Source organism: Microbacterium sp. LRZ72 (genome assembly GCF_033792225.1).
Lineage (GTDB): Bacteria > Actinomycetota > Actinomycetes > Actinomycetales > Microbacteriaceae > Microbacterium.
On the sequence record NZ_JANGEX010000001.1, the window covers coordinates 453,686 to 476,140 of the forward strand.

Below are 22,455 nucleotides of genomic sequence, written 5' to 3' on the forward strand. Positions count from 1 at the left end.
AACGAACTCCGCGACGAGGAAGGCCTGGGACTAGGCCTCGTCGCGGCCGCTAAGGAGAAGGCGAGCGATCCGCACGGTCCCAGATTACCACCGACGCGGCCGCCGGCCCGCTGCGGGGCGGCCGCCCGTCGACATGGTTCACCGAGCGTCGGGCTTGACCTCGGACTCGTCGGGCTGCGCGACCGGGGGCGGCGTGCCCTTCTCGTCTGCGACCGTCGCGGCGGCCTCGACGTCGGTGCGCGCGCGGTTCTCACGGGCCGAGGCGACGAGGCTCGCGACCGTGGCGACCGCCATCGAGACGATGATGACGCCGAGCGACATCCACGTCGAGATCTCCGGCGCCCACTCGATGTGCTCACCCCCGTTGATGAACGGCAGCTCGTTGACGTGCATCGCGTGCAGCACGAGCTTGACCCCGATGAAGCCGAGGATGAACGCGATGCCGTAGTGCAGGTAGCGCAGGCGATCGAGCAGATCGCCGAGCAGGAAGTACAGCTGCCGCAGCCCCATGAGCGCGAAGATGTTGGCGGTGAAGACGATGAACGCGCTCTGCGTGATCCCGAAGATCGCCGGGATCGAGTCCACGGCGAACAGCAGGTCGGTCACGCCGATCGCCACGAAGACGATGACCATCGGCGTCCAGACCTTCTTGCCGTCGATCACCGTGCGGATCTTCTTGCCGTCGTAGTGGTCACTGATGTCGATCACGCGGCGCAGCAGGCGCACGACGAAGTTCTCCTGCTTGACGTCGGAGTCGTGGTCGCCGCCGGGAAATGCCTGGCGATAGGCCGTCCAGACGAGGAACGCGCCGAAGACGTAGAAGATGGGGCTGAAGTTCTCGATGACGGCCGCACCGACGAGGATGAAGAGGCCTCGGAGCACGAGCGCGATGATGATGCCGACCATCAGCACCTCCTGCTGGTACCGGCGCGGCACCGAGAACTGGCTCATGATCAGCACGAAGACGAACAGGTTGTCGATCGAGAGGCTGTATTCGGTCAACCACCCGGCGATGAACTGCCCGGCGAACTCGCCGCCCGCGAAGACCCACATGAGCCCGGCGAAGATCAGGGCGAGCGTGACGTAGAACACGACCCACAGCGTGGATTCCCTCGTCGAGGGGATGTGGGGGCGCTTGAGGATGAGCAGCAGGTCGCCGATGAGGATGAGGGTCAGCACGACGAGCGAGCCGATCTCGAACCAGAGCGGAAGGACGAGGTCCATGCAGGCCTTTCGAAAGGGGTACGGCGACGGCCGAAAGTCTCTCCCCGCGTGCTCCTGCGGAACCACGCGGCGCGCTCCCGGGGCGGGAATCGCCGCCCGTGATGACGAGAACGCGCTGTCGGGATACTCCCTCTCGCGTGGGCAATGCTACAGCCGCACAGACAGTGCGCCGCGCGGATGCCGTCCGGCGCCGCCGAGACCGCCAGGGCGATCCTGAGACGATCCGAGCCAGCCCGACACTCACGGGGTGAGAGACAATGATGCGGCGGATGCCGGGGGCCTCCCGCGCAGCATCCGCGTGGCATGGCGAGCCGGACAGGAACACGGTGGGCGGGACGAGGGACGTGGACGATCGGACGCTCGTGGCACGGGCTGCGGCGGGCAGCGAGCATGCCTTCCGCGAGCTGTACCGCGCCTACGTCCGTCCCGTCTACTGGATCGCATACGGGCTGCTCGGGGATTCCGGCGACGCGGAGGATGTCGCGCAGGAGACCTTCGTGACGGCCTGGCGCAAGCTGCGGGGGTTCGAACTCGCCTCGGACTCGCTGCTGCCGTGGCTGACGACCATCTGCCGGTTCCAGGCCGCGAACAAGGTGCGGTCCCGGCGCCGCGACCGCGACCACACGACCGACGCGACGATCCCCGAGATCGCCGCGAGCTCTGATGTCGAGCAGCAGGTGATCGACGCGGACCTCGCGGAGCGCATCGCGTTCGCGGTCGACGGCCTCTCGCCCACCGACCGCGACATCTTCGTCCTGTGCGCCGTCGAGGGGCTGTCGTACTCGGCGGCCGCAGAGACGCTCGGAATCGCCCATGGCGCCGTGCGCAATCGTCTCTCCCGCATCCGCACACGCTTGCGGACCGCCCTGACGGAGACCACACCATGAGCACTGAGACGCCTTCCGCCCTCCCCGAGCTGTCCGACGGGGCCGTCGACCGCATGGAGCGCGGTCTGTTCGAGGGAATCCGGCGAGAGCGCGACCGCCGCCGTGCCCGCCGGGGACGCGCCTGGCTGGCGGCTGCCGCGGCGGCCGGTGTGGTCGTCGTCGCCGCCGTCGTCGGGCCCGCCGTGACGGGCGGACTCGCCGGTGGCACCAGCGACGAGGCCGCCGTCGCGCCCGTCACCGACAGCGGTGGCTTCGACGGGACGGACGGCGAAACCGGGACCGTCGACGGGGGCGCGGAATCCCTGCCCGACGAGGCGGGCGAGCCGGCCCCGGGTACCGACGCCGACGCCGACGGCGGGCGTGAGCTGATCACCTCGGCCACCGTGGGCCTGCGCGTCGACGACGTCTCGGAGGCGGCCGAGCAGGTCGCCGCCCTGGCCGAGAGCGCCGGCGGCTACGTCGAAAGCATGCGGGTCGGCGCGAACGGCACGCAGGTCCTCTCGGAGGGCGTCGATCCCTCTGCCGGCGACGTGATGACCGGCGACACGACCGTGCTGCCGCCCGACGGCGCCTGGGTGCAGGTGCGGGTGCCCTCCGACGCACTGACCGGCTCGATCACCGGGATGGAGAGGATCGGCGAGGTGACCTCATCGACGCTCGCGCGGCGGGACGTCACCGATCAGGCCGTCGACCTGCGCGCGCGGGTCGCCTCGGCCGAGGCATCCGTCGAGCGGCTGACGGAGCTGATGGCGCAGAGCGGGTCGGTCTCGGATCTGATCGCCGCCGAGAGCGCCCTCGCCGAGCGCCAGGCTGAGCTCGAGGCGTACCGCGGGCAGCTGGAGTCGCTGGAGGGGCGCGTGGCGATGTCGAGCCTCACCGTGCACCTGGAACCCGCCCGCGAACCCGTCGACGCCGATCCGACCGGCTTCGGCGACGGCCTGGTCGCGGGCTGGGACGCCCTGGTCGCAAGCGTCAACGGCGTCGTGATCGGGCTCGGGTTCCTCCTGCCCTGGCTGCTCGTCCCCACGATCGCGGTCGGCGCGATCTGGTGGCTGCGGCGGATGCGGCGAAGCCACCGGCAGCCGGATGATCCGGCCGATCGGGCTGATCCGGCGTGAGAGCCGGGCCTCAGGCCAACAGCCGTGCCTTCGCAGCCTGGAATTCGGCGTCGGTCAGCGCGCCCGAGTCCTTGAGAGCCGCGAGCTTCTGCAGCTCCGCCACGATGTCGACCCCGGAGGCCGCGGCCGGAGCTGCGGGCGGCGGGGTCGCCTGCGCGGCCGCCTGCGCTGCCGCGGCATCGATCTGCGCCTGCTGCTGCGCCGCCTGATACTGCTGCTGCTCATACTCGGCCTGTGCCTTGCGGTCCCGTCGACCGGACATCGCGCCGCCGACCGCGGACGCGGTTCCGGCGACCACGGCCGTTCGAGCCGCCAGTCCGAGCAGGCCGGGGCGTCCGACGCGTCGCATCATAGGCATGAGCGGATCCTTTCGTTGCGGTCAGCCGGCCGAGGCCGTGTCGACCAGGGCGTTGACGATCGGGGCGGGGATCCGCTCGGAGCTGAGCACCACTCCCCCGGCGGCGGACATCCGCTCGGCGAGACGCTTGGCCCAGACGAGCTCGACGACGACGATGGCGGCGGCGCGACCCGGTTCGATGAGGGCGGCCATCTCGGCGACGTCCTCATCTCCCGTGATGCCGACCGCCGCGAGTTCGACGTCGCCGAATCCATATTCGTCCGTGACGTCCTCGACCTCTGTCACCACGACCTCGCCCTCGAGCGTGCGCGAGACGAGGATGAAGTCCAGCAGGCGGATCAGCCCGCCCTCCAGCAGGTCGGAGAAGGCGTCGATAACACCCGGGTCGGGGCGTTCGCCCTCGAGTCCCACGAGATACATCTCGACCGGGCCGTAGGTGAAGCTCGACATGCGGCATCCTCTCGATCGGCGCGGGTCGCCTCGGCCATTCTGTCGGCTGCGGGCGCTCGCCGCCACTCGCCACCCGTCCCTGCTCCGGGACGATGAGCGGCCGCGGAACGACGAAAGCCCCCGGGCGGACCGGAGGCTTTCGTGTGTTGTGACCCCAGCGGGATTCGAACCCGCGTTACCGCCGTGAGAGGGCGGCGTACTAGGCCTCTATACGATGGGGCCGAGTCGACAACCGTTAAAGTATGCCACGCCCGCGGCGACGCTCACAAATCCGCGCCGCAGATTGCGTCCGCCTTGCCCCCGGGCGGCGTCGGCGGTTGACTCGTGGCATGCGCCTGACCAAGCACGAGCACGCCGCCCTGCTCCTCGAACACGAGGGCAAGGGCCTGATCATCGACCCCGGCAGCTTCAGCACGCCGTTCCCCGAGATGGGGCACGTCGTCGCGGTGGTGCTCACACACGAGCATCCCGACCACTGGACGCCCGAGCAGCTCGACCGCGTCCGCCGGGCTGCGCCGGACGTGCCGATCTACGGTCCCGCGGGCGTGCAGGCGGCGGCATCCGACCACGACATCACCGTCGTCGAGCCCGGCGACACCGTCACCGTGGGACCGTTCACCCTGCGATTCTTCGGCGGTGATCACGAGATCATCCACGAGTCTCTGCCCCGCGTCCAGAACGTCGGCGTTCTCGTCAACGACGCCCTCTACTACCCGGGTGATTCCTACGCGGTGCCCGAGGACATCGACGTGGCCGTGCTCGCCGCCCCGCTCGGGGCCCCGTGGCTCAAGATCGGCGAGGCCATGGACTTCGTGCTCGCCGTCAAGCCACGACGGGCGTTCGGCACGCACGACATGACGCTCTCCGTGATCGGGCGCGACATGCACCGCGCGCGCCTGAAGTGGGCGACCGAACAGGGCGGCGGCGAGTTCGTGCCGCTCGATCCGATGGACGCGCTCGACATCTGACCCCGCACGCACAAGAGCGGATGCCGGTCCCGCGGGATCCGGCATCCGCTCTTCTGCGAGATGCGAGCGTCAGGCGGCGACGGGGACGCCCGCCGGCGTGATCGATGCCTCTTCGACCGCGCCCTTCTTGTGCACCCATTTCTTCAGCGCGACCACGACGAGCGCGGCGGCCACGACCCCCGCGATGATCGCGACGACGAATCCCCAGATGGGGTTGATCGCGAAGAAGACGAAGATGCCCCCGTGCGGAGCGAGCGACGACACGCCGAACGCCATGCTGAGGGCGCCCGTCACGGCTCCCCCCACCATCGAGGCGGGGATGACACGGAGCGGATCGACGGCGGCGAACGGAATCGCCCCCTCGGAGATGAAGGCGGCGCCCAGCAGCCACGCGGCCTTGCCGTTCTCCCGCTCGACCGGGTTGAACAGCCCGCGCGCCATCACCGTCGATGCCAGCGCCATGGCCAGGGGCGGCACCATGCCGGCCGCCATCACCGCCGCCATGATCAGGAAGGGCGTGGAGAAGATGTCGCTGGTCGACGCCGCCGCGAGACCGGTGGTGGCGAAGGTGTAGGCCACCTTGTTGACCGGGCCGCCGAGGTCGAAGCACATCATCAGGCCGAGGATGACGCCGAGACCGATGATCGATGCTCCGGTGAGGCTGTTCAGCCAATCGGTGAGTGCGAGCATCAGCTGCGCGATCGGACGGCCGAGGAACAGCACCATCAGTCCCGAGGCGACGATCGAGCCGACGAGCGGGATGATCACCACCGGCATCAGCCCACGCAGCCAGCGGGGCGCCGGAAGCCGACCGAGCCACCAGGCGATGAAGCCGGCCAGCGCGCCGCCGATCAGGCCGCCGATGAAGCCCGCACTCATGAGCACGGCGACCGCGCCGGCGACGAAGCCGGGGGCGATGCCCGGTCGGTCGGCCATGGCGAAGGCGATGAAGCCCGCCAAGACGGGCACCAGGAAGCCCATCGATGTCGAGCCGATCATGAACGCGACCGACCCGAGATACTGGCCCAGGCCGCCGGCGGGCAGATCCCAGAGCGAGTTCTCGATGATGACCGTGCCGGCATTGTCGGTGACGTTGTAGCCGCCGAGCAGGAACCCGAGGGCGATCAGCAGGCCGCCACCGGCGACGAACGGGATCATGTACGACACGCCCGTCAGCAGCCATCGCTTGATGCGCGCGCCCACGGACTCCTCGGCTGCAGCGGTCCCGGTGGACTCGGCGCCCGAACCCGAGACGCGTTCGGCCTTGGGGTCGGATGCCGCGGTCACGGCTTCGGCGAGAAGCCGATCGGGCTGATCGATGCCACGCTTGACGCTGGTGCGCACGACCGGCTTTCCGGAGAAGCGGCCGGGCTCGCGCACGTCGACGTCGACGGCGAAGATCACGGCATCGGCGCCGGCGATCACGTCGGCGGGAAGCGCCTGATAGCCGCTCGATCCCTGCGGCTCGACGGCGAAGTCGATGTCGTTCTTCTTCGCCGCCGCCGTCAGGGCGTCGGCCGCCATGAAGGTGTGGGCGATACCCGTCGCGCACGCGGTCACGGCCACGATCCGCGGGCGGTGCCCGGATTCCTCGGCCACCGGAGCCGAGCCGGGCTCCGCGACCGGAGCGGCCGCCTCGGCGGCCGGGGGCGTGGCGTCGGCCTCCCCGATCGCCGCGCGGACGATCGCGACGGCATCGTCCGGGGTCGGCGCGGCGCGGAGGGCACCGGTGAAGTCCTCGTCCATCAGGTTGCGCGCCAGCTTGGACAGCACCGCCAGGTGCTCCTCCGCGGCCGTGTCGGGCGCAGCGATCAGGAACACCAGGTCGGCCGGTCCGTCCTCGGCGCCGAACGGCACGCCGGGAGCCAGCCGGGCGAAGGCGAGGGTGGGCTGCGAGACGGCCGCGCTCTTGGCATGCGGGATGGCGATGCCGCCCGGCAGGCCGGTCTCGTCCTTCTCCTCCCGCGCCCATGCATCCGCGAAGAGCTGCTCGGCATCGCCGGCGCGACCCTGCGCGACGACGCGCTCAGCAAGCGCGCGGATCACCGCACGCTTGTCGGCGCCGAGTGACTCGTCGAGGCTGACGAGCTCCGGGGTGATTGTCTGTGACACGGTAGACCTCCTCTGGTCTTCGGTGCGCTACCGCCGCCTAGGGGGCGAGCGGGGTGAGAGCGACCTCGCCGGAGGGCAGGTCGCGGGGGGTGGGGATCTGGGTGCCGGGCAGGGAGGCGGCCGCCGCCCCGTACCGCACGGCGTTGCGCAGTCGCTCGTCGGGTTCGGCCCCGGCGGCATCCGCGAGCAGATAGCCGGCGAGCGAGCTGTCGCCGGCGCCGACGGTACTGCGCACCGTGATGGGCGGCGGCGCGGCATGCAGCAGCGTGTCGCCCGTGACGAGGATCGCGCCGTCTTCCCCGAGCGTGACGAGGGCGGCGGCCACCTTGGCCGGCACCAGCGCCCGGGCCACCCGGACGACCTCGGTGCGCAGCTCTCGACCGGGGTCGAACCGCGCTCCGGCCAGCTGCGCGAGTTCCTCGTCGTTGGGCTTGATGAGATCTGGATGCGCTGACTCGACGACGGCGCTGAGAGCGGGACCGGACGTGTCCACGGCGATGCGGGGTGGGGCGATTCCGGCGCGCGCGGCATCACCTCGCAACGACGCGATCACGTCGACATAGAAGTCCTCCCCCACTCCGGGAGGCGTCGACCCTGCCAGGACCACCCAGGTCGCCCCGCGCGCGGCCTCGACGAGCGCCGCGATGAGCGCGCCGCGATCGGTCACATCCAGCGCCTCCCCGGGAAGGTTGATCTTCGTCGTCACGCCCTCCGCGTCGGTGAGGGCGAGATTCGTGCGAACCTGCCCGTGGACGGGCACCACGCGCGTCGGCAAGCCGGTCGCGCGCAGGGCGGCCGCGTAGGGGTCCTCGGCCGACAGCGGCACGACGGCGATGGTCGGCACTCCGGCGCCCGCGCACGCGCGGGAGACGTTGACGCCCTTGCCCCCGGCGTCCTCGCGCTGCGACACGGCCGTCTGCACCGCGCCCGGCAGCAGCCCGCCGTCGAGCACGATGGTGCGATCCAGCGCGGGGTTGGCGGTCAGGGTGACGATCATGCGGTCCACACCTCGACCTCGGCCGCGTGCAGCGCCGCGGCCAGCTCAGCCGGCAGCGCGGCATCCGTGACGACGACGTCGACGTCTTCGATGCGCGCGAACCGCACGAGGAATTCGTCGTCCACCTTGCTCGAGTCCGCGAGGACGACGACACGGCGGGCCGCGCCCACGATGGCCCGCTTTACCGCGGCCTCGTCGGGGTCGGGGGTGCTCAGGCCGAACTCGGCGGAAAGGCCGTTGGTGCCGAGAAAGGCGACGTCCGGACGCAGATGCTCGATCGCGCGCACGGTCTCGGATCCGACGGCGGCGGCGGTGAGGCCGCGCACGCGCCCGCCGATGATGGTGATCGGAATGTCGGCGCGGGAACCCAGCTCGAACGCGATCGGCACGGAGTGCGTGACGACGTCGACCCGGCCGGCCGCGCCGACATGCAACGCGAGGCTGCGTGCCAGTGCGGCGGTCGTCGTGCCCGCGTCGATGTACACGGATCCGCGGAACCCCTCCCCGATCGCCGCGAGCGCTCGGGCTGCGATGCGCGTCTTCTGGTCGCCGCGCACCTCGCCCCGCTCCGCGACGGCCGTTTCGGTCGTGCTGCCTCGGTCGGCACTGACCGCGCCGCCGTGCACACGTCGAAGAGCTCCTGCCCGCTCGAGGGCGTCGAGGTCGCGCCGCACAGTCTCGGTCGTCACGCCGAACGCCCGGGCGAGCGCGACCACAGACACGCGGCCGTTCTGCGACAGCTCTCGCCCGATCGACTCTTGTCGCTCCGTTGCGTACACGCCCACCTCTTCCTCAAGGAGTAACCACAGAGTACAAGGTAAACACAGACAAAACAACACCCGATCTCACACGAATTCTGCGCCACCGGGCGAGCGTGCGGCGCTGGGCGCGGTGCAGACCCGACCCGTTGGATCAGGCCTCGACGTCGAGAATCGCCTCCCAGACCTCGATCGTCGCGCCGACGCGTGTGAACCTCAACACACTGCCCTGCGGCAGCTCGCGCATGCCCGCGGGCATCGCCATGCCGTCATAGATCTGCAGGTCGAGCACCGGCTGCAGCGGGGGCGGCGCGCACGAGACCGTCCACTGCTCGCGGGACCACGCGGCGAAGATGCAGTGCGAACCGTCCTGAGCCTCCGCGCCCCACACCCCGATGCCCCGGTGCGATCCATACGGTTCCAGATCCTCGAGCGATCGCCCGGGGATCGGGCTGGTCGAGCCCTCCCAGCGCGGCACCGACACACCGGAGGTGTCGCCCGCCCGCAGGACTGCGTCCGGACGCGGGGCAACGAGTGCGCTGACGGCGACGCCCGCCAGCGCCAGGAGCGCGATGCCCGCGACGACGAGCGGCCACCCTCGGCGGACGGCGCGCCCCGCACGGGAGACCGGCGGCTGCGGCGCCGACCCGTCGGGAGCGGATTCGACCTCGAGCTCCTGCTCGTCCGCGGGCTCCTGCTCGCGCTCCTGTTCGGGGGCGGGTTCACGCACAGCCGGCGGAGGGGTGGCGGGGTGGTCAGGGACAGAAGTGCGCGGCGCACCGCGCGCCACAGCGGCATCCGGGCGACGGGAGTCTCGGGAACGTGCCTCCAGCACGGCGAGACGCTCCTGGGCGTCCGGGTCGCCATCGATGTCGGCCTGCGGGCCGTAGGCGCGCGCCCTCAGCTCCGCCAGTTCACGGTCGGGGGCACGCCCGTCGGCGGGAGAATCTTCCATCCTTACCATTATCGACCCGCATACCGCACGCATGGCGGGCAGACTTGACCTGATCCCCCACTGCTCGCAGAGTTTCAGAACGGCTCGGCACGACGGTCGGGAAGGGCTCTGCAATCCGAGGATCACGAGATGACCACTGGCGGGCGCACGACGGCGCCGCCGCGATGACCGGGCGGGAGGCGTTGCGCCTCGTCACCTGGTCGGCCGCTGCGCTGCTGGTCGTCTTCGGCGTCGGCCTCTCGCTCGGCGCGCTCGCCGTCGCGGTCGGCGGACGCGACGTCTTCACGGTCGGCTCCGCGTCACTCGGAGCCGACCTCCCCGTTCCCTCGGTGCTGGATTTCTTCTTCGACATCCTCACCCGTGTCGGTTGGCTCCTGCTTCCCCTCGCGGCGCTGTGGCTGGTGCTGCGCCGCCTGCGCCGACTGGCCCTGTTCGCGACCATCGTGGGATCAGGCGCGCTCGCCCTCACCCTGGGTCTGGGCGCCGTGGCGCGCTGGGGTGCATCGCTCGTCGCCCTGAGCGACGCAGCACCCTCGGCGGAGTCGCCCATCGGAGAGCCGGGCGCGTCGGTGCTCGTTGCGACCGTGACGCTCGGGATGCTGCTGCTGGTGTTCCTGCCGGCCATGCCTGTCGCCGGCCGCGTGTGGGCCATCGTCGCGGCGGTCATGCTGAACCTCGCTTTCCTGGGGGTCGCCTTCGGGCGCGAGCCGCTGTCCTCCCTTGCGTTGGCGTGGGCAGTCGCCATCCTCTGGCTGGCGCTGGCGACGCTCGTGTACGTGCCGCTTCCCGGGCGTCGCGCGCAGCGGCGCGGGCTCATGGCGGGCCTCTCCCCTGACGAACGTGCCCAGCTGCACCCCGCGCCGGAACACGATGCGCCGCTGTCCTCGAGCTGGCGCAGCGCGATCCTGCTCGCCGGCGCGTTCGTCGTCATCGGTGCGGCGATCGTCGCCTCCGGCCTGCTGATCACCGGACCGCTCGACGGCGTCCGGCGATTCGACACGGCCGTCGTCGAGTGGTTCGCCGGCATCCGCACGCCGCAGCTCACCGACATCGCTCACGCCGTCGATCCGCTGGGCAACACCCCGGGCATCATCATGGTGCTGCTCACGGCCGTCACGCTCGTCTCGGCCCTGACGCGGCGATGGGCACCCGCGGCGTTCCTCCTCGCGGCGACGATAGGCGAAACGGCCATGTTCCTGAGCTCCCAGGCACTCGTCGGGCGCGCACGACCGAGCGTCGAACATCTGACGGACCTCCCCGCCACGGAGTCGTTCCCCTCGGGTCACGTCGCCGCATCCGTCGCCACCTACGGCGCGATCGCGCTGCTCCTGCGCGTCTGGGCGGGCAAGCCCGCGGGCTGGACGGGGATGGGCGTCGCCGTCAGCATCGTGCTCGCGGTCGCCCTGACCCGTCTCTACGTCGGCATGCACTACCCCACCGACACGGTGTTCGGGGTGGTGCTCGGCGCCGCTTGGCTCGCCGCATGCTGGGGTGCGTTCCGGCCGGATCGCGGAGCACCCTTCGGCATACCCGACAAGGCCGCCGACAGGTAGAGCGACCCTCCCCGTGGGGAGCGATGGAACGGGAGGCCCCGCCCGGAAGCAACGGATTCGGTGTGCTTCAACGGGTGGAAAATGGCTGACCTCGCCGCCCTCTGTTCAAACCACTGGGAGTGTCCTTTCACCGCCGGTGAGCTCCGCAAACTCGCGGTTCCAGGCGACGAAGGTGAGGGCTTGAGCGTCCCCACCGTGTATAAACCGCATGAGCTTTCGCGGCGATTCGGTGCAGCCAAAGTAGAGGAGCTCGTCCAGCGAGCACGGACGGGAGAGAGTGTTCGATCACTTGCTCGCGAGCTGGATGTTGCGAGCTCGGCTCTCACGCGGATGCTGCGCGAACAGGGCGTCGAGATATCGAAGCGGCAGGTGACTGACGACGAGGCTACTTCGTTGGCGGCGGAGTACGAAGATGGTGCAACCATGGCCGAGCTGGAGAAGATGTACAGCTTGTCGCACGGCGCAGTGCTTCGATCGTTACACCGATCTGGCGTCACGATGCGCGCGAGCGCGCCACGGCGAACATCAACGTCGTCGACTACCCGGTGAAAGGCGCGGCACCCATCGGTCTGACGATCACGACTTTGTGTCGTGCTCGTGTGATGGCCACTCGCAACAGTCTGCGTGTAGCCAGGTGGGGCGCTTCTTCGCGATCCGTGAAGAACATGCTTCGGTGGTGTCCCTCTACGATGACCACGCCGTCAAACTCCTTGCCCTTCGACTTGTGCATGTTCATCAGCACGAACCCTTGCGGCTCACGTTGTTCCGTCGCGAGTCGGCCTTGGTCTAGGGTGCGGCGAACAATGTCCGTCGCGCGACCGTAGCTGCCCGTGCGATCCCACTCCTCCGAGAGCCGCCCACCTATTTCGTCTGTTGCCCCGAATAGTCGGACGAACCGGACGGCCTGCGCGATCTCATCCAGTCCGTCGGCGCCCTCGATGATCTTCCGCGCGGCAATCCAGTCCGCCCTCGGATCGCCGACCAACACGAGACCCGCCTCTGCGCTGGCGACGATGTGCTTGGCGCCCTTGGGACGAACATTGCGCCCATCACGGAGCGCCTGCGCATTCATTCGATAGCGGTCTCGGAGTGTGATCGCACTTACGATTGGCCCGTTGTTTGCTGCAGCGCTCTTAACTTCAAAGAAGGCGGCAATGGCGTCGAGCGTGGACGCGGCGTTGGTCGTCGAGTCCGGTTCTGGCCACTCAAGCACCGAAGCGATCACTTGCGCCGCAGCAGCGGAGATCTCGGCATCCCAAAGTACGTCGTGCGTCAGCGGCCCGTATTCCTTGCGCTTGAACTGGTGTGCCTGCGAGAACCATCCAGACACCTCGGAGACCATGGCATTGGTCCGAGCAAGGACGACAACGCTCGGCTTGACGATGCCAGCTTTTCGAAGCTGGGAGTACAACCAGATTGCGGCCACGTGCGTCGTAGTGTCCAGTTGACGGGGCCAAACGTTGAAGACCTTGACGTCGTCCGTCTCGGGGAGTTCACGGTGACGAAGCACAGCATCCGCGAACTGCAAGATGCCGGCGTCGGGACTGCGGTGATTCTCGGCGCCGAGATCGAACTCGACCGGTGCGAGTAGCTCACGCACTTGATTCAGTCGCTCAGGATCGACGCGGTCGTCATACTCGAAGATCCTCTGGTCCGGATCAGCAAGTATGACCAACTCACTTCGCTCCGAGAGCGCCTGAACGAGCTGCCACTGGGCATCGCTCGTGTCCTGAAACTCGTCGAGGATGATGATGGGGAAGCGATCCGCGACCAGCTCCGCTACCTTCGGCACCTTCGTCAGCAGCGTTCCAGCGCCTCCCGCGAAGTTATCGAAGGCGTACAGGCCCTCTGCGGTTGCCAGCCTGTCGCGTTCTTTATTCCAGTCACCTTCGTAGTTTGCCTTCGTAACCTTCTCGCGATCAGGGAAGAGGATGCGTGCCGGGCTTCCAGTCAGAAGCCGACCATGCGCGCGGAGGATGTCCATGCAGAAAGCGTGGTAGGTCTGCACCGTGATGCGTGAGCGCTCCTCGCGGGTGAGCACGTCTTTGGTGCGATTCAGCACCTGGCGAACGGCCGCTCGGGAGAAACTCAAGAAGAGAACGTTTTGCCCCGGTTCCAGGGTTGGGATGAGCCGCTGCGTCTTGAGCAACGACAGGGTGGTCTTACCGGAGCCCGGGCCGCCTAGCACCATGATACGACCATCGTGATCGAACGCTTGCTGCGCTGGCTTGGAGAGATCGAAGCTCATGCCTCGGTAGGTTCCTCTGGCGTAGTTTCCTCGTCGGCATCGGCCGCGCTATTTTCAGCATCGTCAGACGGCACCGCCGTCTCCGAGTCGAAGCCGACCTCTGGTTCACCATGGAGCGCAGCGTCTATCGTGAGCAAGATGTCGACAAGTTCTGAGGGCAATTCCCCCTCAGTCTCGCAGTGCTCGATAAGCACGGCGGCGTACGCGTAGGCCTCTCCCTTGCGCGCCTTGAGCACCTTGCGAACGACCGGACCTACTGCGTCATCGTCGATTGTTGAGTCGTAGGGGTGGTTAGTCGTCGGGTAGTCGCCGCGCGTGGAGACGTCCTCGAGGAAGCGGCGCTGCGTCGCGATCGGGATGCCATGGACCAGAACATCCTCAATGCCCAGCGCTTCGGACTCCCAAAACTGGTCGAACTCGGCGCGATCAACGAGCACCTCCTGCGGTAGTGCACCGTTTGGCTTGTCGCAAACACCCCAAGTCTTCTTACCGAGCGCTTTGAAAATCGGCCCGAACTTCGCGATGGATCCGTCGCCAGGAGCGGTGAACATCGAGATACCAGAGAAGTCGAGATGGGTGTAGTCGGTTCGGGTTCGCTCAAGCACCGCGGAGACCGCCGGAAACACGACGGCCTCTGTCGATCCTTCTACGACGAGAACGCCGCGCGCTAGAACCGCCTCGGCGAACTGCCGCTTGTTGGTGAGGTACGTTTTCCGCTTGACCTTGTTGGGATCGATAGGCGTACCGATGAGCTTTGCACCGTCGCGGTGCAGCATCACGATACTTTCGGGCTCGAACTGTTCGATCACCGGACCCGAGTGTGAGGTGACGATGGACTGACCCATCTCCTTGAGCACGTAGCGCGTGACCCGGCGCTGGGTGTGAGGAGGTAGGGCGATCTCTGGCTCTTCCATCGCGAAGATGACGGACTGCGTACTCTTGAGGTCCGCGATGATCGTGAGCAAGGCGAAGACCAGCAGGTTGATCGAACCAGTGCCTTGTTTCGCGTACGGGACAAGGTGATCGCTCGGTTGCGTCGCGACGAAGAGACGCACTACTTCACGCAGATGCTGACGCGTGAGGTCCGACGCAAAGAACGCGGCTGAGTCGTCGCCGGGTGCCATGTTGACGAAGCGGCCGAGACGATCGCGCAGGTTCTCACGAACTTCCTTGAGCTGCGGAATGTCGCCTACCGCTGGATTCAGATCGGTGAGCTTGTCGAGGGTGTCCCGCCACATTTCTGAGGCCCCATCGCCGCTGAGCTGCAGGATCGTATCGAGCAGTGACCCTCGCTGAAGACTCAGCGCGCGTGAGCCGGTTCGAAGCGCACGGAGGTAGACGTAGCCGGCGAGGCGTTTGTGCGTTCTGGAGAACTTGGCGAGGCCAGCCCCGAGCACGGCCAGCGCGTCGAGGTCGGTCTCATCGATGATCGGCTCGGGGTTACAGAAGAACGTCTCGCCGATGAAGTCATCTTCTTCGCGGTCGTAACGGCCGATGAAACAAACAGGGAGCGCCCAATCGACAGCGTCCTCGCTGGATCGATCGACGCCGCTGCCGTCTTCGTCAATGAAGTCGCTCGCGACGTCATCCCAGAGCCGAAGATGCTGATCACCAAACCGGCGACGTTCCTCCGGGGTGAGATGGGTCAAGATGACGTCAATACGGAGCTCGACCGGCTCGCCCGAATCATCTGCATAGCGTCCTAGATAGAAGTCATGCTCGTCAACTACCGGCCGCCGGTACAGCCGTTCGGGGCCGAGGACGAGGTCGAGGGCTTCACAGATAGTGGACTTGCCGGCGTTGTTGCCGCCCACCAACAGCGTGTGCGTCTTGAAATGAATCTCGCTGTCTTCGATGCCTCGGAAGTTCCGGATGCGCAGGTGCCGAACTCTCATGATGACTTTCCGCGGCGCCCTGCGCTGCGAAGCACACGCTCCAGCTCATTGTGCGCACGCTTCAGAATCGGTCGGCCATACTCGCTCGGGACTGCGTGGCCTTCTTCAACCAGCCGACTCGCGACGATGCGTTTCCCAGGCATTTTCAGATCTTTCTGTTTCGCCCAGCGGTCCAGGAAGGCCGGCCAAACGTCTGCGTTCACGGCCGGAAGAGCAGGAAGCGCGGGAATGTCAACACCAGGGTTGCACTCTGCGAGTAGGAAGCCCACGACGCCCAAGTAGGAGTCAGGCTCAAGGAGGTTCTCGAGGGTAAGAGCCGTCAAACTCACGATGCGCTCTTCCGGCACCCCACCCGCGATGAGCGCGGCGCGACGGTCGACTCCTCCCTGGTCACCGTCGACAAGGTATGCCACTCGCGCGCCTGCCAGGTCCAATTCTGGGTACATCTCTGGAGCTACCTCGGAGAGCCCGGGCGCCACCTGATACTCGAGGTCAGGCACATCGACCGCACGCTTGACGAGGCTGGGAAGCATGAGCATCTCAGAGGCACCCTCGCCGAGAACGACGTAGCGGGCCGTCGAGAAGGCCGCGGCACCCGCGCCCATCGCAAGCAGAAGCGGGGAGAACCCTGCAGCGGCGGCCCAGAATGAACCTTGGATCAGGCTGCGGTATTCGTTCGCCGGGTCCGGTACGACAGCACGAATGTTCGACCCGAGATCAGGAGGCAGACAAGCAGGCGAGTGAGTGGTGTAGATAATCTTGGCAGCCTGCTGCTGCGTCATGAACGCATTGACCAAGTCCGCCTGCGCATCGATGTGCAGATGCGTCTCTGCCTCGTCGATGAGAAGGACTGGAGGCAGATGTTCATCCCTCACCGCCAGGAAAGCGACGAGGGCGACGAACATCTTGAGTCCGGCGCTACGCTCGTCGAACTGCGTGATGCGCTTACCGTCCTGCTTGATTCGGATGGAAAGAGCGGTACGTTCGGTCTTCAGAACGACGGTGATGTCGGATTGTTTCCACGCCTTGGCAAACTTGGTCGCGAGCGTCCGGTTCGCGGCGTCGATGAGCGTCTCGCGTTCACCTTCATCACCGCTTGAGTAGGTCGCCCACAGGGCGGGTAAGTCAAGCTCCGCCATTCCGGCCAGGTTCGCCAGAGCGGCGGGCGGGTCGGCACAAAGTTCGTCCGACAGCATGTGCACCGATCCAAGGTTCCGGTCAGCTTCGCTGAAGAGCAGGATGTTTGGCGCCCGGTTGTAGAGCGCCTCAGCCACGAGCTGCCTTGGATCCTCACGATCGATCCACGTCAACACTCCGCCAATCGCAGGGCCGAGCGGCTCGGCCAGTCCGAATCGGTTGAGTTCTTCGAGCACAGCGCGGAGTTCGTCCGCCCACCTGTCTGTAGCCGCAACCGTGCCATCGCTTTCTGAGTCCGCGACGTAGCCGCGCAACACGGAATCGACGCGTTGCTGCAGCGCCTCGCGCACCGGATCTACGGGAGGCACGTTGCCTTCCTCGTCCGCCTCCGGCGGCACGAACGCCAACTGTGAGATCGCACGCTTCGTGTGTGCAGATCGAAGGGTCTTGATTGCCGCCTCGAGTGGTACGACTGCCTTACGAGGCGCTGGGACCACCTGACGGCGCACTCCCCCCTCGCCTGAGGCTTTGCGCGACAACCAGATCGATGTCGGAGGTTCCTCAAGACCATAATGCGCGACGGCTGCGCGGTCATCATCGTCGAGAATGTATTGAACGCGCACGACAGTCGAGTTGTCGGGAACGTCAATACCTCGCGACCGCTCGCTCGGCGAAAGGGCGGCCTCGTTATCTAGGAAAGCGAGCGCGTTGAGCAGCGTCGTTTTGCCAGCTTCATTGGGGCCCACGATTGCAATGACCTTGTTGTCGAGGTTGATCGTGCCGTCTGCAATGCGGCCAAACCCGCTAATTATCGCCTTGACGAGTCTCATACGCTTGCTCCATCGTCACTGGTACCTGAACGTTCTTGACGGGCGTCCTCAACCAGCAAACCAGCCTTGTCCGTCGTGAACTCATAGTCGACCGGCCCAACCGGCGCGGCATCGAAGTGCTGCTTGGCGAATCGGATGCGCATCGCCTCGTCCCATTCGAGGTCGTCTAGATTGCGTGTGTCCTTCGTTTCGCGAACGAGATAAAGACGCTGGACGCCGTCTTCGTCGTAGACGATGGCCCAGTCGGGTGAGTACTCCCCCACAGGTGTCCGAACATGGAAGCGACGCGGCAGCTTGGTGAAGAGTTTGACGTGGTCGCGATTGTTCTCCAGCTGCGACCCGAAGGCGCGCTCGACGTGGCTGTCGTAATCGAGACGGTCGTAGAGATTGGTGCCGCCTTCTGGCGCAGGAACGACACCCCTCGTCGGGTCGGGATCGCCGGGCTGTGGCTGTGGCGGGTTCTTCGGTTCGGCCTCGAGGAACACGACTTCGGCGTCCCACCAGGCAGCTTCGTTCATCGGCTCGTAGGTGATGCCGCTGACCATCTGCTCGATCGTCACGATGCGGATGGCGTTCGCGACGATCCGCGCCCACCGATCCGGATCGTCCAGCACGTGCTGCGCGTAGTCGCGGTCAGGGAAATCGAGGATCTCACGGACAATGCCGGCCAGTGTCCGACGCGTCAGCTGCAGCGGCAACTTGCGGTATTGCAGCTGGTCTTCGATGAGCTGCACGATGTCGGGGAGGCGCTGCCCTTCGATCACGATGCGCTCGCCGCGTGCTTCCGCCACCGCGGAGTCCGCAGTGACGATCTGGCCGGTGTCGTCGTAGATGAGGTCAGCCGACTGCACCACGTTCGCACGTCGCTCGATGAATTCGAGGTCGGCCAGATGCTCGGACGCGGCGACCACCACGCGGAGGGCGGTCGGATCCACCGAGACCCGGTAGCGCGCTTTGTAACGGATGCGGCTCCATAGCTCGGCGAACTCAGGGCTATCGAAGAGTGCAGGGCGGCGCCGGATAATGACTTCGTTGTCTGCGTTCTCGACGTCGGGACCAGGTTCCCCGGAACCGCCGCCCGACGCGACGTACTCCGCGTTGAGGCCAGTGCGGAACTCGGCGAAAGCCTCGTCGACGATGAGAGTGAGCCGGTTGATCGCCGGGTCCATCACGCGGCGACCTTCCTGATCGACCGGAAGACGGAGTCCGCGCCCAATCTGCTGGCGGCGCTCCAGCTCGGAGCGAGTGTGCCGGAGGAAGCCGACCTGGAAGACGTTCGGGTTGTCCCACCCTTCCTTCAGCGCCGAGTGAGAGAAAATGAACGCCCGCGGATTGGCGCGATCGAGGATGAGTTCCTTATTGGCAATGATCTCCTGGTAGGCGCGGGCTTCGTACTCGGCGTCGCCGGCCCGTCCCGCGGTATCACGCAGGAGCCCCGTCTTGGTCGACGGGAAATAGGCGACACGCAGCTCGGAAGGGTCGGGCATGTCCTCCGCTGGCTTACCGGTGCGGCGCCATTCTTCGCGGAAGAGTTCGTCGAACATGGCGGGCAGAATCGCCTCATCACCGGCATAATCTGCGACCCGCTCGACAAAGAACAGCGAGAGCACCTTGACTTCGCGGCCAACCGAGTCGATCTGCGCCTGACGAGCAAGGTGGGTACGAATGGTGTGGCGAACCTGGTCTCGCCAGACTGCCTCGGCGTCGACGCCCGTCTCTTGTCCAGCCTTAACGATGACACCGTTCTCGAACACGACGCGGTCTGGTTTGCGCTCGATGCTGTCGACGACGAGCCCCTGGTACTGCGCGAGCTGCCCGGACTCCTCGAAGAGGTCGGTGCCGTTTTGTAGCACCACCGGCCCGCGCGTTCCGTTTGCCTTGTCGATGACCGCTTCCGCCATGAGGCGCCTGCGCACGCTGCGCAGACGATCGATACGCACGTACGGTTTGCCGTCGTCGCCGGCGACGATGCCTTTCACCGATACCCGCTTCACGAGCCCCGCCTCAGCGGCCTGCTTCGGACCGAGCCGATGCACGACGTTGAACGGTTCCTTGTGGGTTGCGCTATAGCGGAGCGCCACCAGCGGGTTAAGCGTCGCGATTGCCTGACGACGCAGGGTCGTCGCCATGTTCTGCGGTTCATCGATCAGCACGACGGGGCGTGCCTTTGCGATCTGCTGCACGCCGCTGAGCGTCTCTCCCCAGAGCTGCGGCTGCTCGGCGCTGGAGTACAAAGTGTTCTTCTCAGGCTTGTCGAGCGCTTGGATGCTCGCGATCAGGAACTGCACGGTGCCTGACGGTTCAGCGAAATCGTTCAGGGCGGAGTTCTCCCCGAGCACTCCCCAGGAGTATGTGACGCCGGGGTACTTGAGGCGGAAGTGCTCGGCAGTCTGTTCAAACGTCTTGACAACCCCGGCGCGTATGGCGATGGAGTGGACCAGAATGACGAACTTGCGGAGCCCGTATAGCTCTGCCAGGCGCAGTGCCGTGGAGATATAGACGTAGGTCTTGCCGGTGCCGGTCTCCATCTCGACCGAGAAGTTCGGGAAGTCACGGGCGGTGCCGCGAAGGTCAGTCTCTGCAAGCAGTTCGAGCGTCTGCTGGTCGGCGACGGCTTCGCGCGCGGTCACCGCACGCAAGTTGTCGATCAGGATCTCGCGCTCGAGGCCGTACCCCCTGTGGCCATCCGCACCCGACGCTTGCCCTGCGAGTGCATCCCTCGGCGGAATGAGCGCACCCTCGAAGAGATCGACTACCGCGGAAACGGCGGCCGACTGGTGCGGCTGATCATCAAAGCGAAACTTCACGAGGCACCCGCTCCAGAAGAATCAGTTTTGACTGCAAACGGGGCGCGAGCGTCAGAGTGACGGAGTCCTCGACCTTATCGCCGCGCAGGATCAGCGTGTCCTCGTCAGCGAGGCCAAGGGTGTCAGCGGTGGCAAGGGTGAACGCATCAAGCGAGACGAGCAGACGCCCATCCGCCGCGTCTTTCTCGAGCGCCGAGAACTCGTAGACCGTGACGCCGTCGAAGTCGTGAATGGTCACGCGGGCGTCGAGCCGCGTGCCTGTGGCCTTGAGCGCGACCTCCCACGCAACATCAATCGGCTGTGCACCCTCGATCACCGGCTCCCCCGCGGTGTGGTCGAGCACCTGAGCGAGGTAGCTCTGCCCGGTCAGATCTGCGGTCGCGATGATCGGCTTTTCAACTATGAGATTGGTCGGTCGGGTGCGGAAAATGCGGAAGCCGAGCTGCGCCGCGTCGAGAGCGTCCTCCTGCAGTGTCGCCGCCGCGCGGCGCAACCGTTCGGCCGTGACCTCAAAGATGGTCTCGTAGTCAGCGGCCAGTGCATTCTTGCCGGACTCCTCGGAAGCGTCGGGCCTCTCGGGCACCTGCACGAGGATCCAGTGACGGGTCTTGCCGTCCCTCGGGTTCTGCTCCCAGACCGCCTGGCCGGTCGAACCGGATCCGGCGAAAAAGTCCAAGATCAGATCGCCTTCGTCGGTGATGGCGTGGAAGAGGCGAGCGAGGACGTCGGTGCTCTTCGGGTCGTCGAATACTTTCGCACCCATCAGCTTTTCGAGCGCACCGGACGCTGCACTTCGATCTCGGTAGATGACCGAAGGAGGCGACCACTCCTCGTTTTCGTGCAGATATCGCTTGACTTGAATACGCCCGTCCTTGGAGCGCGGAAAGGCCAAGTAGCCACCCCCGTCAAGCCGCTCCATCGTGGAACGTTCGAATCGCCAACCGGTCTTCGGCGGTTGATATCCCTTGTACTCGTAGAGCAGATTCTCTCGGAAATTGGGGCTGGCGATGTTATCGATACGGAAGACGCCGCGCTCATCAATGTTTTTATAGAGCGCGTGGCCCTTCGCGGCCTGGCCGTCCGGCAATTCTCGATACCACTCTCGCAGTGCCTTGGAAGCCGCTACGTAGTCCTGTCCATATTCCAACCGGAGTGCCTCGACCTGTGAATAGACCGCTTCCAGGCCAGTCTTGCGCTCCATCCATCGAACGTCCTGGGTTCGGAGGTGGGCGATGTCGCGGGCGTAAACGAGAACGTAGTCCTGGCCGAGCGACGTGAAACGTGCGTCGTTCTTGCGCCCGCCCTGCCAAGTGATCAGGTCGATGAAGTTCTCCGCACCGAACACCGCATCCAATAACAGACGTAGGTGGTGTACCTCGTCATTGCCGATCGACACAAGAATCACGCCGTCGCGACGGAGCAGGTGCCGCGCCAGCGTAAGCCGAGGAAACATCATCGTCAGCCACGGAGAGTGCTTCCGACCGCCCGACTCGATTCGGCTCGTCATGGCACTGCCTTGCTCATCGACCTGGCCAGTCTCAGCGAGGTACTGCCGCTCGGAAACAGCGAAGTCGTCGTTATACGTGAACGTGTCCCCCGTGTTGTACGGCGGATCAATGTAGATCAGCTTGACTGCACGCGAGTACCCGTTCTTTAAGAGCTTGAGCACCTGCAAGTTGTCGCCCTCGATAAGAACATCGCGTGCTTCGGGCCACTCAAGCGATGCTTCCTCATCGGGAGCGAGTGTTGCGGAGGTAGCCATCCGTGCGTCCTGTCGGGCGGTCTCGATACCCGGCCATGTGAAAGTGAACGGTGCACGACTGCCGCCCCCGAGGTCGAGAGCATCGAGCAGAGCGTCCCGGTTGAGCTCGCCGTCAAGGAAGGCGCTGGGGACAAGATCACGCAACTGCGAAAGCAGCTCATCCTTATCGTTGGGCGTCTCTCCGGGTACTGATGCGGTCATGCTGTGGGTTACTCCTTCGTGCCCGACGGACGCGGGTAATGTTCTCTTCGAAGCCGTGTTTGACGCTACTTGAGGGCGCGGACACTGCCACCGTGCCGCGCCGCGCGTGTGCCACGACCAATCGTGCGACCGGGAGCTTAAGCGCTCGAACCAGACGCTACGTTGTGTGTGAATTATCTCATAACCTGGTCTTTT

At 66.3% G+C, this 22,455-nt stretch carries 17 protein-coding genes and 1 tRNA gene; 5 read left to right on the plus strand and 13 right to left on the minus strand.

Going from position 1 to position 22,455, the window contains the following annotated elements:
- Positions 1–138: 138 nt before the first annotated feature.
- Positions 139–1,224 (minus strand): TerC family protein, encoded by a 1,086-nt coding sequence (locus M4I32_RS02210; protein ID WP_319032845.1) that lies wholly within the window; start codon positions 1,222–1,224, stop codon positions 139–141.
- Positions 1,225–1,568: 344 nt separating this feature from the next.
- Between M4I32_RS02210 and M4I32_RS02215 the strand changes: the two genes are divergently transcribed.
- On the plus strand, positions 1,569–2,111 hold the full coding sequence (locus tag M4I32_RS02215; RefSeq protein ID WP_319032846.1) for an RNA polymerase sigma factor: 543 nt from the start codon (positions 1,569–1,571) through the stop codon (positions 2,109–2,111).
- Positions 2,108–3,229 carry a DUF4349 domain-containing protein gene (locus tag M4I32_RS02220; protein ID WP_319032847.1) on the plus strand — a complete coding sequence of 374 codons (1,122 nt, stop codon included), beginning with the start codon at positions 2,108–2,110 and terminating at the stop codon, positions 3,227–3,229. The genes M4I32_RS02215 and M4I32_RS02220 overlap by 4 nt, the downstream gene beginning before the upstream one ends.
- Before the next feature lie 10 nt (positions 3,230–3,239).
- Here M4I32_RS02220 and M4I32_RS02225 read toward each other — a convergent pair whose 3' ends face one another.
- The 3 genes from M4I32_RS02225 to M4I32_RS02235 form a co-directional block, all read right to left on the minus strand.
- A complete protein-coding gene (locus M4I32_RS02225) occupies positions 3,240–3,587 on the minus strand; it encodes an SHOCT domain-containing protein (protein ID WP_319032848.1) in 348 nt (115 codons plus the stop codon).
- A gap of 21 nt (positions 3,588–3,608) precedes the next feature.
- On the minus strand, positions 3,609–4,037 hold the full coding sequence (locus M4I32_RS02230) for a DUF6325 family protein (RefSeq protein WP_319032849.1): 429 nt from the start codon (positions 4,035–4,037) through the stop codon (positions 3,609–3,611).
- Between the two features lie 149 nt (positions 4,038–4,186).
- Positions 4,187–4,259: transfer RNA gene (locus tag M4I32_RS02235), tRNA-Glu, on the minus strand.
- A gap of 107 nt (positions 4,260–4,366) precedes the next feature.
- On the opposite strand from M4I32_RS02235, the gene M4I32_RS02240 reads away from it, so the two are divergent.
- On the plus strand, positions 4,367–5,005 hold the full coding sequence (locus tag M4I32_RS02240; RefSeq protein ID WP_319032850.1) for an MBL fold metallo-hydrolase: 639 nt from the start codon (positions 4,367–4,369) through the stop codon (positions 5,003–5,005).
- A gap of 69 nt (positions 5,006–5,074) precedes the next feature.
- Here the strand turns inward: M4I32_RS02240 and M4I32_RS02245 are convergent, their stop codons facing one another.
- The 4 genes from M4I32_RS02245 to M4I32_RS02260 all read right to left on the minus strand — a co-directional run bounded on the left by M4I32_RS02245 (position 5,075) and on the right by M4I32_RS02260 (position 9,827).
- Positions 5,075–7,117, minus strand: a complete 2,043-nt coding sequence (locus M4I32_RS02245) for a fructose-specific PTS transporter subunit EIIC (protein WP_319032851.1) — start codon at positions 7,115–7,117, stop codon at positions 5,075–5,077.
- 37 nt (positions 7,118–7,154) lie between these two features.
- On the minus strand, positions 7,155–8,114 hold the full coding sequence (locus tag M4I32_RS02250) for a 1-phosphofructokinase (RefSeq protein ID WP_319032852.1): 960 nt from the start codon (positions 8,112–8,114) through the stop codon (positions 7,155–7,157).
- Positions 8,111–8,893 carry a DeoR/GlpR family DNA-binding transcription regulator gene (locus M4I32_RS02255; RefSeq protein WP_319032853.1) on the minus strand — a complete coding sequence of 261 codons (783 nt, stop codon included), beginning with the start codon at positions 8,891–8,893 and terminating at the stop codon, positions 8,111–8,113. The genes M4I32_RS02250 and M4I32_RS02255 overlap by 4 nt, the downstream gene beginning before the upstream one ends.
- Before the next feature lie 133 nt (positions 8,894–9,026).
- On the minus strand, positions 9,027–9,827 hold the full coding sequence (locus M4I32_RS02260; protein ID WP_319032854.1) for a hypothetical protein: 801 nt from the start codon (positions 9,825–9,827) through the stop codon (positions 9,027–9,029).
- A gap of 164 nt (positions 9,828–9,991) precedes the next feature.
- Between M4I32_RS02260 and M4I32_RS02265 the strand changes: the two genes are divergently transcribed.
- Positions 9,992–11,380, plus strand: coding sequence for a phosphatase PAP2 family protein (locus M4I32_RS02265; RefSeq protein WP_319032855.1), 1,389 nt, complete (start codon positions 9,992–9,994; stop codon positions 11,378–11,380).
- 81 nt (positions 11,381–11,461) lie between these two features.
- Positions 11,462–11,929: a hypothetical protein gene (locus M4I32_RS02270; RefSeq protein WP_319032856.1), complete on the plus strand. Its 468-nt coding sequence runs from the start codon at positions 11,462–11,464 to the stop codon at positions 11,927–11,929.
- Here M4I32_RS02270 and M4I32_RS02275 read toward each other — a convergent pair.
- The 5 genes from M4I32_RS02275 to M4I32_RS02295 are packed head-to-tail and all read right to left on the minus strand — an operon-like array spanning position 11,919 to position 22,260.
- Positions 11,919–13,628, minus strand: coding sequence for an ATP-dependent helicase (locus tag M4I32_RS02275; RefSeq protein WP_319032857.1), 1,710 nt, complete (start codon positions 13,626–13,628; stop codon positions 11,919–11,921). The two genes, M4I32_RS02270 and M4I32_RS02275, sit on opposite strands and share 11 nt — an antisense overlap.
- Positions 13,625–15,523: an AAA family ATPase gene (locus tag M4I32_RS02280; RefSeq protein ID WP_319032858.1), complete on the minus strand. Its 1,899-nt coding sequence runs from the start codon at positions 15,521–15,523 to the stop codon at positions 13,625–13,627. The genes M4I32_RS02275 and M4I32_RS02280 overlap by 4 nt, the downstream gene beginning before the upstream one ends.
- Positions 15,520–17,490 (minus strand): AAA family ATPase, encoded by a 1,971-nt coding sequence (locus M4I32_RS02285; RefSeq protein ID WP_319032859.1) that lies wholly within the window; start codon positions 17,488–17,490, stop codon positions 15,520–15,522. Before M4I32_RS02285 ends, M4I32_RS02280 begins: the two co-directional genes overlap by 4 nt.
- Positions 17,487–20,297 carry a DEAD/DEAH box helicase family protein gene (locus tag M4I32_RS02290; RefSeq protein ID WP_319032860.1) on the minus strand — a complete coding sequence of 937 codons (2,811 nt, stop codon included), beginning with the start codon at positions 20,295–20,297 and terminating at the stop codon, positions 17,487–17,489. The genes M4I32_RS02285 and M4I32_RS02290 overlap by 4 nt, the downstream gene beginning before the upstream one ends.
- Positions 20,281–22,260: a site-specific DNA-methyltransferase gene (locus M4I32_RS02295; RefSeq protein WP_319032861.1), complete on the minus strand. Its 1,980-nt coding sequence runs from the start codon at positions 22,258–22,260 to the stop codon at positions 20,281–20,283. The genes M4I32_RS02290 and M4I32_RS02295 overlap by 17 nt, the downstream gene beginning before the upstream one ends.
- Between the last annotated feature and the right edge of the window lie 195 nt (positions 22,261–22,455).